The sequence below is a fragment of the Polyangiaceae bacterium genome (assembly GCA_015075635.1).
In the GTDB taxonomy this organism is placed as follows: domain Bacteria; phylum Myxococcota_A; class Polyangia; order Polyangiales; family Polyangiaceae; genus JADJKB01.
The window spans coordinates 2,695,516-2,708,426 of record JABTUA010000002.1; the positions used below are offsets into that span (position 1 = coordinate 2,695,516).

A 12,911-nucleotide genomic window follows, 5' to 3' on the forward strand; every position below is an offset into this window, starting at 1 on the left:
AGCGCGGCCGCGCTCGCGTCTCGGCGCGCGAAGCTAGGCTGAAACTCGCGTCAGGGGTTTTCGTCGCCGAGCGAGGACCTCGTGTCTGGTCTCTGCCGTGCCGTCTCGATGGTGTGAGCATGGCCAGCGCTGACCGAGTCCGTCCAACGCCCGCGTTTGAGCTGGGGCGGCGCGTATCAGTGAAGAACCTCGGTGACGAGAGCCGTGCTCGCCGCCGTCAGCCCCAACGTGCGGCTGGACGGCCTGCCAGCCGGTTCGGGTCAATGGCGAGCGCGAGCGCTCACGGCACCGCGGACAGGTACCCGCGCTTGATCAGCGCCTTGATGATCTCCGCGGTTTCCAGGTCGGTCACCGCGGTGCGGTCGAAGAGCGCGGCGATCGACGACGAGTTCAGCGCGAGCTGGAGCACGTCGAGGTGGCTGGGCTCGAGCTCGTGCAACGGTGCTTCGAGCGGCGTGCGCAGCTGCAGGCGATTCTCGAGCGGTGGCAGATCGTCCAGCAACCGGTTCAGCTCGTCCTGCTGCCGGAAGCCCTCCATCAACAGGCTCTGCACGCTGGTGTTCCAAGGGTTCGGAGGCTCCTCTGCAGCCGGCGGCTCCAGCTCGAAGACGCCGCTCTGCCAGGCCAGCATGCGATATGCAGCCTTGGCGGCGGACAACTGAGGCATGCCCTCGATCATGGCGTGGGCGACCAGCCCCGTACTGAGGTAGATGCGGCCGGTGAGGGTCTCCGTGCGAATCACCAGCACGCCGTTCTTCTTCGACGTGCCGAACAGCTGGAGCAGATCCGGCAGCGGGATCTCCTCGATGTTGCCCGTCATGCGCGGGGCTTCACCGACCATCGTGCGCTGCTGCATGGTCGCGGCTGGCCTGCGCGCTGCCCCCGAGCCCTCGGTCCGGACGTCCTCCAGCGGAACGGACACGACCTTGAGGATGCTCGTCCCGACCAGGACGCGATCGCCCTCGCGCAGAGTCGCGCGCTGGATCTTCTCGCCGTTGACGAAGGTCCCGTTGGTGGACCCCAGATCTTCGATGCTGATGACGCCGCCGTTCATGCTGATCTGAGCGTGGCGGCGCGACACCATCTCCTCGACCAGCACCATGTCGAGGTCGCTGGAGCGGCCGATCACGATCTGGCGGCCCTCCTCGAGCGGGTACTCGCCCCCCTGGTACTTGCCGGAAATGAACCGCAGCGCGAGGCGGGTGGGACCGCCGGCGGGGGGATTCGCGAGTCTGTCGGCCATCACGGTTGGTAGCCCTCGGACACGACTCCCGGACGGGGAGGCGGGCCCGCGATGAGCGTAGGGTCCACAAAAAGATAGGGCCTGCGTGAAGATAGGGTCAAGCAAGCCGCACAGGTCGCGGTGCTTTGGCTGCGCCAGGGCAGGCGAACCAACGGGTCAGGCCGGCTCCGCCTCGGGGGTACCGGCGCCGGGGGGCCCTTCGCCCCCGGCCGCGGCGCTCGGCTGGGGCGTCGGCACGAGCTCGATTCCAGCGGGCAAGACCACGGAAAAGGTCGAGCCCGACCCAGCCTGAGACACCACTTCGATACGTCCGCCCCACTCCTCGACCAGGCGCTGGCTGATCGCCAGGCCGAGGCCGGTCCCCTTCTCCTTGGTGGTGAAGAACGGGACGAAGAGGCTCTTCAGTACCTGCGGCGTGATGCCGGTTCCGTGGTCGCGCACCGCGATCTCGACGGAGTCGGTCTTGCCGTGGCCACCGGCTCTCATGCGTGTGGACACGCTCACCGCGCCCCCTTTCGCGGCGGTGGCCTGGAGCGCGTTCTGGACGAGGTTCATCAGCACCTGCCGGAGCTGCTCCGCATCCGCCCGCACCAGCGGCAGGTCCTCTGTGAGATCGGTCGCTACGTCCTGCTCCGACTTCTGCCCAGACGAGAGCACCTGCAAGGTACGGCGCACGACAGCGTTCACGTCGACCGCGCCGGGGTTGCCCTTCGACGGCCGCGCGTAGTCGAGCACCGAACCGACGACGCGGTCGAGACGGTCGACCTCCTCCAGGATGATGCCCAAGAACTCGCGTGCGTGCGGATCGGCGTTCGCGCCATCCTCGGGCTCGTTCAGGAGTTGGGCCGCGCCCTTGATCGCCCCGAGCGGGTTCTTCACCTCGTGAGCCAACCCGGCCGCCATCTGACCCAGCGCCGCCAGACGGTCGCGCTCCTGCATGCGCCGGTACTGCTGGGAGTTCTCGATCACCACCGCCATCTGCACGCAGAGCGTCTCGAGCAAGGCGACGTCCTCGCTACTGAAGGCGTCGGAGACGCGGTCGTCGACCACGAGCAGGATGGCGACCAGCGCCTGCCCCTCGCCGCGGACGCCCAGGCACACCCCGGTTTTGTATGGACCGAGCACCTCGGCTGCGGCGAGCAGCCGCTCGTCGGCCTCCAGCGCTGGCCCCTGTCCGCTGCGGCGTCGCTCGAGCACGTCGTGCCGAATCAGCTCCAAGCTCACCGAAGGGCTCGCGGCCAGCCGATCCAAGAGCGGGCGCGCGGTCGCGGAGTCGATGCGCGAGGGCGGCAGCGGGCCGAAGGCCTGCCCCAGCTCGAAATCGGGGCCGGTCGGGTCGCGAAGGTAGAGGGCCGCGGCAGTGGCGCGCCGCGAGGCCTCCAGCGCGGACAACGCCACCTGCATCATCTCCCGGGGCTCGAGCACGTGCGCCAGCTGTTGTCTGGCCTTGGCCACCGCCCGGTCCAGATCGACGCGCTCGCGAAAGAAGGCGAAGTGGATGTACTGCTCGACCTTGTCCCGGAGCGGATCGAAGAGCACCAGGATCACGATCGCCGCGAGGATCGCGTTCAGGTACATCGTGGAGAAGCCGCCGACCAAGACCACGAAGACGTAGAAGATCCCTGCCAGCGTGAAGGCCAACGCGGTCGACACCAAGAGGCGCCCGAGGATGTCGTAGAGATCGACGAGCCTCTCGCGGATCATCGACTCCGAGAGGATGAACAGGAACACGATGCTGAGCACCGCGCCCACCGGCGGGAGCGGCGCACCGACGAACCACAGGAAATCGGCCAGCGTGAAGGCGGCCGCCAGCGCGCCGACGACGACCAAGAAGCGGACGCGCTGTTGGGTGGCGCGCGAGCGGCTACGCTCGCCGCGCAGCGCCAGCGACCAGAGCCCCGCCGCGATCAGGCCGAACACGTAGAGCATCACGGCTCCGCGCACCAACCCGTGCTTGTGCTCCGGAGAGAGCACCAGCACCATCATCGGGACCATCAGCACTCCGGAGACGCGAACCAGCGTCGAGCGCTGGTCGCGGCGTGGCACCAGGACCTCGAACAGGTGCACCGCGAACTGGGGCAAGAGCACCGCGAGGATCGCGGTGAAGCGCACCCAGACCTCGGAGCGGACGAAGTGATAGAGCCACTGGGTGATGTACCAGAGGCCGATGTCCGCGGCGAAGGCCGCGAAGAACACGTGGGCACGGCGCCTCCGGCCGCGGAGCAGGATCGACACCGCGATGGCGAGCGCCAGCGCGCCGCAGAACAAGGAGGTGCGGGTACGAAGATCCACGCGCCGGAAGCGTACACCCGCACCGAGCGGGGTCCCATTTCGCGCGCGCTGTCAGCGCGAATCGCGCCCGGCCACCCCGCGCGGGGTCAGTGGTTCGTGCTGGTGGTCTTGCTGGTGCCGGTGCCCGCGGTGGAGCCACCGTTCGGCTGGGTGTTGTCCTTGGTGTGGTCGGTCTGATCGGCGTTGTCGTCCCAGGGATACGGCGTGGGGCCGCCGCTCGGGTCGTCGCTTTCAGTCCACGGGTACGGAGTTGGACCGCTGGGGTCTCCAGAGCTGGTCGTCACCAAGTCCCCAGGGCGACCCAGGCTGCCGGGGCCGCCGGTCGTGCCCTGCGTGCCCGGACCGGTGTCCGCGCCGAGCTCGGCCGCCTGCTCTCCCGTGCCCTCGTCGATGGGCTCTTCGGTCCCGACCGCGCAGCCCGCGAGGCCCAGAGCCAACCCTGCTACCAAGATCCAGGTTTGCCGTTTCATGACGGATCCTCCGCCCCATTCACCAGAAAGCCGTACTGTTTCACCAGCTGGCTGAGACGCGGTCGCTTCATGCCCAGAAGCGCCGCCGCTCGCGTAATGTTCCCGCCCGCATCTTCGAGCGCGCGTTCGATGCAGTCGCGCTCGATGTTGCGTTTCAAGTCGGAGAGGCTCACCGCGCCCATTCGGATCTCCCGATAGGCGACGTCGGTGACCGGCCCACCGGCCGCGACATCCGGCACCACGGCCACGTGACGCGCCGCCGAGCTCGGCTCGCGCCGGGATGAGACCGGCTCCGCGGAGAGCTTCCGCAGCGCCTCGACGTGCTCGATGAAGTCGTGCGCCTCGATGAGCTCGCCATCCGACAGCACCGAGACCGCACGGAGCGCGTTCTCGAGCTCGCGCACGTTGCCCGGCCAGCGGTGACGCGCCAAAAGCTCCAGCGCCTCCCGGCTCAGGCGCTTCTGGGGCTCGGCGCGCTCGGTCGCGATCCGCTCCAGGATCGCGTCGCAGAGCACCGGCAGATCCGAGGCGCGATCGCGCAGCGCGGGCACCTCCAGAGTGATGCCGCTGAGACGGTAGTAGAGGTCTTCGCGGAACTCGCCGCGTTCGACCATGCCGCGGAGATCTCGGTGGGTCGCGCACACGATGCGGACGTCGACCTCGATGGGCGCGCTACCGCCGACGCGCTCGATCCGCCGCTCCTCCAGCACACGCAACAAAGCGACCTGGGTGCGCGGGGAGATGTCGCCGATCTCGTCCAGGAAGAGCGTGCCGCCGTTCGCCCGCTCGAAGCGCCCGCGGCGGCGGGAGCTGGCGCCGGTGAAGGCGCCCTTCTCGTGACCGAAGAGCTCGCTCAAGAGCAGCGTCTCGACCAGCGCCGAGCAGTTGACCTTGACCAAGGGCCCCTGAGCGCGGCCGCTCTGCGCGTGAATCAGCTCCGACACGAGCTCCTTGCCCGTGCCGCTCTCGCCGTGCACGAGCACGGTCGCGCCGGTCCTGCCGACCTTCGAGATCGAATCGAGCAAGGAGCGCACGCTGGGGTGCCGTCCCACGTACACGGTAGCGCCGCGCGAGGTACGCGGCGGCTCGCTCGCCGGACGCAACGACACTGGCTCGACGTCCGCCTCCGGGCTCTCGAGCGTGATGCGCTCGAGACGCGCGAGCTTCTGAAGCTGAGGCCGCGCCAAGTACGCGCTCCGAATCTGACCGCTCAGGCTGCGCACCACGTCGTCGGTGAGTGACCGTGCCGAGAGCACGTGGGAGAGCGCCGTGGACGCCTCGCCCTGATCCAGCGCGATCTCCGCGGCCAGCACGTGGGCTTCCCGCGCCAGCTCTTCGTCGCCGGCCTCGCGGGTCATCGCGACCGCGTGGTCCGCTAGGGCCCGCTCCGGGCTGCCGAGCGCCCGAGACGTGGTCGCGGAGAGCAGCGCGATCTCGGCGTGATCGAAGGGAGACTTGGCCAAGGCCCGCGCGCGCTCGAGCTCGGCCTGCGCCCGCGGCACGGCGCCGTCCTCCAGGGCGATGCGGGCAGCCAGCCGGTGACACTCGCCGAGCTTGTCGCCGTCGCTGGACATCGACGCCGAGCGGAGCGCAGCTCGCACCTCGCGCTCCGCCTCTGGCGTGCGCCCGCGACACAGGTGCACCTGCGCCGAGGCGAGCGCGAGCTCCGCCGCGCGGGAGCCCGGTGCGCCGGGGCCCAGGGCGTTGCGGCCGAAGCGCAGCGCCTGCTCGGCCTGCTCCACCAGGCCCAGTCGCAGCCTGAGCTCGACCAGGTTGGAGACGTCGCGGGCGAAGTTCAGGCGGTCACCCAGGCGCCGGTGAGCACCGATGGTGCGCTCGAGCAGCTCGAGGGCATGCCCGTAGTCGTGGCGCTCGATGGCCAAGACGGCGAGGTTGCTCAGCGCGAAGCCGACGGCGCGCCGCTCGCCGCGGGCCTCGGCGTCTCGCAGCACGGCCGTGAGCATCGCTCGGGCAGGCTCGGAGGCACCACGGGACAAGAGCGCGATGGCGCGGTTCACGCGGGCGCGAAGCTCCGCGGTCAGGTCGCCTGCCCCGATGGCCTCGCACTCGTCGGCCGCGAAGTGCGCGTCGGCCGCGGCCCAATCGCCGTTGGCGAGCAAGAGCTTGCCCAGCAGGTTGCGCGCCGCGAGGCGCAAGGACGGCGTGCGGGCCGACGCGAGCACGGACCCCGCCAGCTTCGCCGCCTCCGCGAGCTCGCCCATCGCGTAGCGCACCTCCGCGATCTGCACGCTGGCCCCGCCGCGGGCGTCGTCATCGGCGACCAGCAAGTCTCGAGCACGCTCGAGCGCGGCGAGGGCGGAGACCAGATCGCCACGCGCCAGCGCCGCGCGACCCAGCACGAGCGCGGCCCGGGCACGGGGTTCGACGCTGCCGGCGCGGTGCGCCCACTCGAGGCCGACGTCGGCATCGCCGAGATCGAGCGCCAGCTCGGCGCCGGCGAGACGTGCCAGCGCCACGCCATCGGCGGGGCAGGCGTCGAGGGCCGCCGCAAAGCGGGACCAGAGCTCCGCACGGCTCACGCCGTCATCGACCAAGCCGAGCGCCGCGCGCATGGCCTGCTCCAAGGGTGCGAGCTTGCCGAGCGAGCCCCACAGCTCCGCGCTCCGCGCGAGCGCCCAAGCGTCCTGCGGGAACGCCTGTGCCAGAGAGCGCGCAACCCACTCGAGATTGACCGGAGAAGGCGCCTCCGGCGCCATCGGCCGCACCGAAACGAAGCCGTCGCGCAGCTCGGCGAGGCCCGCGCTGAGGAGGCGCGGGAAGTCTCCCGGCTCGCCGAGTGCTTCCAACGCGGCGGCCGGCCAGGCCCGGCCGGCGAGCGTCAGGCGCTCGAACAGGCCGCGGCTCGACTCCGGCAGCTCGGCGAGCACGGCCTCGGGCGCTCGCCGCTCGGAGCGAGACGCAGCGCCGAGCCAGCCGTCGAGCTCCGAGAGCTTCCCCGCGTGCGCCGTCGCAACCGCATCCCACCAGCAGCCGAGGGCCGCAGGGTCCAGCTCTTCCGAGACTTCGATCAGCTCGAGCGTGGACGGGAGCTCGGCATGCTCCGCCAGCAGGAGCACGAACAGCGCTTCTCCCTCGCGCTCGGTCAGCGAGTGCAGGACTGCTTGGTCCCAAGCGCCGAACGCGGAGCCCGGCACCAACACGACGGCACGCGCGCGGGACGCGGCGCTCGCGAGCATTTCCGATGCGGCTTCCGACTCCGTCGGCAGCGCGCCCGCGCCGAAGCGCGCAGCCACGTCACGCCACGCGCTCTCCGCGCGCGCGTCGGCGACCACCACGCGGCGTCCGAGCGCTCGGCAGCGCCGCTCGACATGGCTCGAGACCGCGTCCAGCAGACCGGCGGGCGCCCGCACGCGCAGGACTCCGCGCGCATCCGCGCGCCGCACGCGTGCGTCGAGCGCGACGAAACCGCTCTCGGTCGTGTCTGCGAGCTGCCCCGACAGGCTCGCGTCGAGTCGTTCCGCGAAGGAGGCCAAGACGAAGGAAACCGTAGCTGCGAATGCCCCCTCCGGCAACGCGCTTCCCGCTTGTTTTCTGCTGAAATCGCCGGCGGTTTCCGGCTCAGCAGATTCCGCCCCGATCAGACTCGCCGCCGGCGCGGTCGCTTCGGACCCAGGACGCGTCGGACCCGGGCGAGGTCGGCCGCGCTGGCTTCGCCCAGCGCTGCTGCCAGCGGCAGTTGAGCCAACGCACATACTCGATATAGCTCGGTTATTTCCTGTCCCCAGGGAGCGAGCGCATGCAGGTGGCGGGAGACCGTCCGGGCATCGCCGCGCCGAACCGGCCCGGTCAGCGCCTCCGGCAGACCCACGCGACCCACGTTCTCGGCCACGCTGCGCAGCAGCACGCCCACGGCTCTCGCCACCTCCCGCGGGGGCGCACCTGCGCCCACGAGCACCCGCGCCGACGCCGCGGCCAAAGTGGCGGCGCCGTTCGCGGTCAGTGCGGCGGCGGCGTGGTAGGCGGCCGGCGTCACCCCGGGCCAGCGGCGCGGCAGGCAACCGAGCGCGAGGCCGAGCTGGCGCGCGCGCGCGACGGCCACGCGCTCGCCGTCCATCAGCCAGAGCGCCCCGCGGAGGTCCGGGAAGCGCTGCCTGGAGGCGAAGCTCGCCAGGGGATGCGCCCGGCCGATGCCGGCGCAGCGACCGGAGAGCGCGCCGAGCACCTCCGGGCCGAGGGCGCCAGCCACGTGGATGACCGCGGCGCCGAGCGGGCGCGCTCGAGTCGCCGCGAGCCGGCGCGCCAAGTCCGCGATTGCGTCGTCGCGAACCGCCAGCACGATCAACTCGACGTCGTCGCCGATCTTCGGCAGGCGGCCGCGCGACGCCAGGACCTTCACTCGATGCGAGCTCTTGCCGAGCCTCGCCTGAATCGCGCGGGCCACCTTGCCGCGGCCGATGACCACGACGTTCATCGATACAGCCCGTGCGTGCGGACCCAGTCGAGCACCCGCCGCGGGAGCAACGCCGCGAGCTCGCGCTCGGCGCCGGGGTCGGCCGAACGCAGGAGCTCGCGCACGCGCGTGGACGACACCTCCGGCAAGAGCGCTGGCGGCGCGGATGGATGGGGGAAGCCAGCTCGGCCGAGCACGATGGGCGGAGCGAGCGCCTCGATGCGATCGAACGCGCGCCACTTGTCGCGTTCGTGCAACACGTCCGAGCCGATCACGAAGCGGAGCGCCCAGTGCGGGTGCGCCGCGGCCAGGTGCGTGAGCGTCTGGAGGGTGAAGCTCGGCGTAGGCAGGCGTTCCTCCACGCTGCTCACCTCCACGCCCGGGAGCCAGCCGAAGGCGATGCGGGCGAGCTCGAAGCGCTGGGCGAAAGGCGCGAGATCCTTGTCGAAAGCGTGCTCGAACACCGGCACCACCAGCACCCGCTCGACCTCGAAGCACGCGAGCACGTAGCTCACCGCGAGCACGTGCGCGACGTGCGGCGGGTTGAAGCTGCCGCCGAACACGGCGACCCGCGTGGCTCGGCTCACGCTTGGACCTTCAGCCGAGCGCTCGCCTGCGACACCAACCGCTGTCGGCGGGCCAGCCGGCACTCGTTGTCGAACAGCGAGAGCTCCACTCCGCCTGGTCCGTCCTCCAGGAGCATGATGCCAAATGCGTCGAGCGGCCCCGGTGACAGGAACCAGCGACTGCCGATCGGCTTCACCATGGGCTCCTGGCTCTTGCCGAACACCAGGTACGTCGCCGACGCGATGTCGTCTTCGTCGAGCAGCCCCTTGTCGTGAATCATCACCGCGACCTTGCCGTTCAGGAGCTCGACCAGGCGGGTATCCGCTCCGGGAAGCGCACCGAACACCATCAGCGAGAGCCGCTCTCGCTCCGCCTCCAGGAACTGATCCAGCTCCGGTGGGCTCGCCTGGCTGCAGCGGAGCGCGGCCCGCTGCCACACGGCGCTCACGTTCGGATCGTCGCCCACCGCACGCGACGCCAGCGCGCCCACGACCCGCTCCAGCGCCGAGTCCAAGCCCAGGTACACGGCGCGGTGTACGGAGTGCTCCCGGGAGAGAAAACGAACTGCTCGCTCCAGGAGCTCGTCGGCGTCGTTGGCGGGGCCGATCAGGCCGAGTCGCATGCACCCTCGAAGGTAGTTCAAGACGAAGCCCCGAGGGAGAATGGATTCCACGCGCCCAGGGATCCGAGCTAGGCTCCGCCCCGATGCCGGCGCGGCAGAAATCCCCGGAAAATCCAGTGGAGATCAGCCACGACGGCGACCGGGTGGTGGCCGAGCGGGGCGAGCCGCTGGCCCACGCCCTGATCGCGGCCGACCGCCTGCCGCTGGCGCGCAGCCCGAAGCTGCACCGGCCCCGAGGACCGTATTGCCTGCGCGGGGGCTGCGACGGCTGCTTGGCGCGCGTCGACGGCGTGCCCAACGTGATGACCTGCATGCGTCCGGTGCGCGGTGGCGAACGGGTCGAGACGCAGAACGTGCTCGGGACGCGCGGGGTGGACGCGCTCCGGGCGGCCGACTTCCTGTTTCCCAAGGGTATCGATCACCACCGGCTGTTCGCCGGGATCCGTGGAGTCTCCGGTGTGGTGCAGAGCTTCGCGCGACGCGTCGCCGGGCTCGGCAAGCTCCCGGACGAGCTGGAGACGCCTTCCTCGGCGAAGCTCCGTCAGCTCGACGTGTTGGTGATCGGTGGCGGCGCGGCGGGGCTCGCCGCGCTCGGCGAGCTGGGTTCGGGCGCGGTGCTGGTGGACGATGGAACGAGCTTGGGGGGTGCGTGCCGCGCGCTGGCGCCGGGCCGGGTCACCCAGCTGGTGTCGCGGGCGACGGCGCGCGGGGCCTCGCTCCTGGGAGGGACCACGGCGATCGCGTTGTTCCGGGAGCCCGAACGCAGCGACGGCCGGCTCTCGGCCCTGACGTTGGGTCCCGAGGGCGCGACGCTGTTCACGGCGCGAGCGGTGATCGTCGCGAGCGGTCGGCACGAGCCGGTGCTGGCTTTCGGCGAGAACGATCTGCCCGGGGTCTACTCTGCGCGCGCCGCGCTCTCGCTGTGGCGGGGGGGCATCACGCTCGGCGAGCGCGTCGCGTTGATCGACGGCGGTCCGGCCGCGGACGCCTTCGTCGAGGCCACCCGCGGCCGAGTCGAGGTGCTCGCGGTCGCTCGCGATCAAGTGGTGCGCGCGGCGGGGCGCTCGAAGGTCACGGGCATCGTGCTCTCGGGCGAGGGCGGGGAGAGGCGCGATAAGGTGGACGCGATCCTGGTGGGCGGCGCCGGCTCGCCGACGCTGGAGCTGGCGGTGCAGGCCGGCGCGGAGGTCGATTTCGACGCGCTCGCGGGCTATCGCCTGCGCGCCGACGAGCACGGCCAGCTCGGACCGTGCCTGTTCGCCGCCGGGAGCGTGCTCGGCGCGGTGGACTCGGCAGCGGCGGGGGCCGCGGCCGGCGCTCGGGTGGCGAGGCTGGTCTAGTGACGGTTTCGCTCTTTCGCGCCCTGCGTTTTCCGCCGCGCCCTGCCCTCGTCGACGTTGTTGTCGAGATGCACTCGGGAAACGCCAAGCGAAATTCCCACCTGACGGGGGAGTGCGCCGGCCTCGCCGGTGTTCTCGTGGGTCTCGGTGTCAGCGGCGGATCGCGATCTGCTCTTGCCAAGACTGCGAGAGTCGAGTTGACCTCAGCCTTCGATCAGCGTGCCGAAGAGGGCCAGGCCACCGCTGAGGAAGATGACGTCGAACACGGCCATCAGCTTCAGATAGTCGCCGAGCTCCGAGAGCGGGGCGCCGCCCAAGAGCTCGCGGGTCGCGGCCACCGACGCCAGCAGCGTTGGGGAGAGCAGCGGCAAGAGCACGATCGCCAGCAGCAGATCCCGCGCGCGGGTGCGAACCGTCATCGATCCGAACAGCGTGCCGGTCGCCGCCAGCCCGGGCGTGGAGAGCAGGCAGATCACCAAGAGGGCCGGTCCGACCTCCAGGAGGTCGATGGAGAACAAGAGCGCGGTGAGCGGGATCACGACCAGCTCGACCACGCCCAGAAAGGCGATCAACCCCATGGCCTTGCCGGCGAAGATGGCGGCGCGGGACACCGGCGCCACCAGGAGCCCTGCCAGCGCACCCTCTTCACGCTCGCGCTGCCAGGCGCGGCCGAGGGCGAGCACGGCGGCGAAGGCGATGGAAAGCCAGAGCGTGCCCGCGGCCACCAAGCGCTTGGTCGCGGGTCCCCCGTAGAACGAGAACGAGGCGATGATCACCACCAGGAGCGCGAAGAAAGCGCTGGTCGTCACCACCTCGCCGCTCTGCAGCTCGATCAACAAGTCCTTGCGCAGGATCACCAGCGCCTGGGAGAAGAACCCGGGCGGGCGGGGCGGAGCGACCGGTCGAGCTGGGGCGGCGGCTGCAGTCATGGGGCGCGGATTCTAGCCTCGCAAGCCGAGGACCGTGTGAATTAGGATGCCGCCCATGGCCGACGTCCGAATCGAGCACGTTTACGACTGCAGCGAAGACACCTTCTGGAACAAGCTGTTCTTCGACGATGCCTACAACCAGAGCCTGTTCAAGGACGCCCTGGCGTTCCCCGTCTACGAGAAGCTGAAGCAGGACGAGGACGACAAGGAGATCCGCCGCAGCATCAACGTGGTCCCCAAGCTCGGCCCGATGCCCGGGCCGCTCAAGGCCGTCATCGGCGAGGGCCTCGGCTACCGCGAGGACGGGACCTTCGACAAGAAGACCCGGCGCTACGCCATCGTCATCACGCCGAACAAGCTGGCGGACAAGGTGACGATCAAGGGCACGCTCTACACCAAGCCGCAGGGCGAAAAGTGCGTCCGCGTCTTCGACTGCAGCGTGGTGGCGAAGATCTTCGGTGTCGGCGGCATGCTCGAGAAACGAGTCATCGCCGACATGGAAGAGAGCTACAAGAAGGGCGCCGACTTCAGCAACAAGTGGATCGCGGAAAAAGGTCTGTGAAGACCTAGCTCACGCCTGAGCGGCCGCGCTCTTGGCCTTCTTGGCCGCCGGCTTCTTCTTGGGGGCCGGCGCGGCCTTGGCCTTGGCCTCGGCGCGCTTGGCGCGGCGCGACGCGGCGCCGTGCAGATCGACGAGGCGGGGCAACGGGTAGGCCTCGAGCCGCGCCTTGTAGCCCGCGTCTTTGCCGCGCTTCTCGAGCGTCAAGATCGCGTCGATGAGCTTGGCGCGGGAGCCGAAGTCCTTCTTCACGCTGGTCAGGATCTCGTGCAGCCGGATCAGCTTGGCGTTCGAGACCCGGGCGAGCCCCTTCACCTCGTTGACGCGGTCGAGCCACAGGTCTTGGGTTGCGAGCTTTTGGACCGCCTCGACGAGCTTTTCCTTGCTCGTGAATCGCTCGTTGGCCAGGCTCAGGGGAGTCTTCTTCATGGTCGTCTCCGAACGGCCGCGCTTCGGCCGTGAGGGCGCGCCTTCTAGC

At 70.4% G+C, this 12,911-nt stretch carries 11 protein-coding genes; 2 read left to right on the forward strand and 9 right to left on the reverse strand.

Features of this window, described 5'->3' with window-relative positions:
- Positions 1-280 precede the first annotated feature (280 nt).
- The 7 genes from HS104_28270 to HS104_28300 all read right to left on the reverse strand — a co-directional run bounded on the left by HS104_28270 (position 281) and on the right by HS104_28300 (position 9,605).
- The gene (locus tag HS104_28270) at positions 281-1,243 is read right to left on the reverse strand and encodes a DUF4388 domain-containing protein (GenBank protein MBE7483847.1); all 963 of its coding nucleotides are present in this window, start codon (positions 1,241-1,243) and stop codon (positions 281-283) included.
- Positions 1,244-1,399: 156 nt separating this feature from the next.
- Positions 1,400-3,535, reverse strand: a complete 2,136-nt coding sequence (locus tag HS104_28275) for a two-component system sensor protein (GenBank protein ID MBE7483848.1) — start codon at positions 3,533-3,535, stop codon at positions 1,400-1,402.
- 86 nt (positions 3,536-3,621) lie between these two features.
- On the reverse strand, positions 3,622-4,005 hold the full coding sequence (locus tag HS104_28280) for a hypothetical protein (GenBank protein ID MBE7483849.1): 384 nt from the start codon (positions 4,003-4,005) through the stop codon (positions 3,622-3,624).
- A complete protein-coding gene (locus HS104_28285) occupies positions 4,002-7,499 on the reverse strand; it encodes a sigma 54-interacting transcriptional regulator (protein MBE7483850.1) in 3,498 nt (1,165 codons plus the stop codon). The genes HS104_28280 and HS104_28285 overlap by 4 nt, the downstream gene beginning before the upstream one ends.
- A 104-nt stretch (positions 7,500-7,603) precedes the next feature.
- Positions 7,604-8,437 (reverse strand): DUF2520 domain-containing protein, encoded by an 834-nt coding sequence (locus tag HS104_28290; GenBank protein MBE7483851.1) that lies wholly within the window; start codon positions 8,435-8,437, stop codon positions 7,604-7,606.
- Complete coding sequence (locus HS104_28295) at positions 8,434-9,066, reverse strand: nicotinate-nicotinamide nucleotide adenylyltransferase (GenBank protein ID MBE7483852.1); 633 nt, start codon at positions 9,064-9,066, stop codon at positions 8,434-8,436. The genes HS104_28290 and HS104_28295 overlap by 4 nt, the downstream gene beginning before the upstream one ends.
- Positions 9,000-9,605: a hypothetical protein gene (locus HS104_28300; protein MBE7483853.1), complete on the reverse strand. Its 606-nt coding sequence runs from the start codon at positions 9,603-9,605 to the stop codon at positions 9,000-9,002. Before HS104_28300 ends, HS104_28295 begins: the two co-directional genes overlap by 67 nt.
- Before the next feature lie 83 nt (positions 9,606-9,688).
- Here HS104_28300 and HS104_28305 point away from each other — a divergent pair, with 83 nt between their 5' ends.
- Complete coding sequence (locus HS104_28305) at positions 9,689-10,945, forward strand: (2Fe-2S)-binding protein (protein ID MBE7483854.1); 1,257 nt, start codon at positions 9,689-9,691, stop codon at positions 10,943-10,945.
- 203 nt (positions 10,946-11,148) lie between these two features.
- Here the strand turns inward: HS104_28305 and HS104_28310 are convergent, their stop codons facing one another.
- The gene (locus HS104_28310) at positions 11,149-11,874 is read right to left on the reverse strand and encodes a heme exporter protein CcmB (protein ID MBE7483855.1); all 726 of its coding nucleotides are present in this window, start codon (positions 11,872-11,874) and stop codon (positions 11,149-11,151) included.
- 55 nt (positions 11,875-11,929) lie between these two features.
- On the opposite strand from HS104_28310, the gene HS104_28315 reads away from it, so the two are divergent.
- A complete protein-coding gene (locus HS104_28315; protein MBE7483856.1) occupies positions 11,930-12,436 on the forward strand; it encodes a DUF2505 family protein in 507 nt (168 codons plus the stop codon).
- 9 nt (positions 12,437-12,445) lie between these two features.
- Here the strand turns inward: HS104_28315 and HS104_28320 are convergent, their stop codons facing one another.
- Positions 12,446-12,862 carry a hypothetical protein gene (locus HS104_28320; protein ID MBE7483857.1) on the reverse strand — a complete coding sequence of 139 codons (417 nt, stop codon included), beginning with the start codon at positions 12,860-12,862 and terminating at the stop codon, positions 12,446-12,448.
- Positions 12,863-12,911 lie beyond the last annotated feature (49 nt).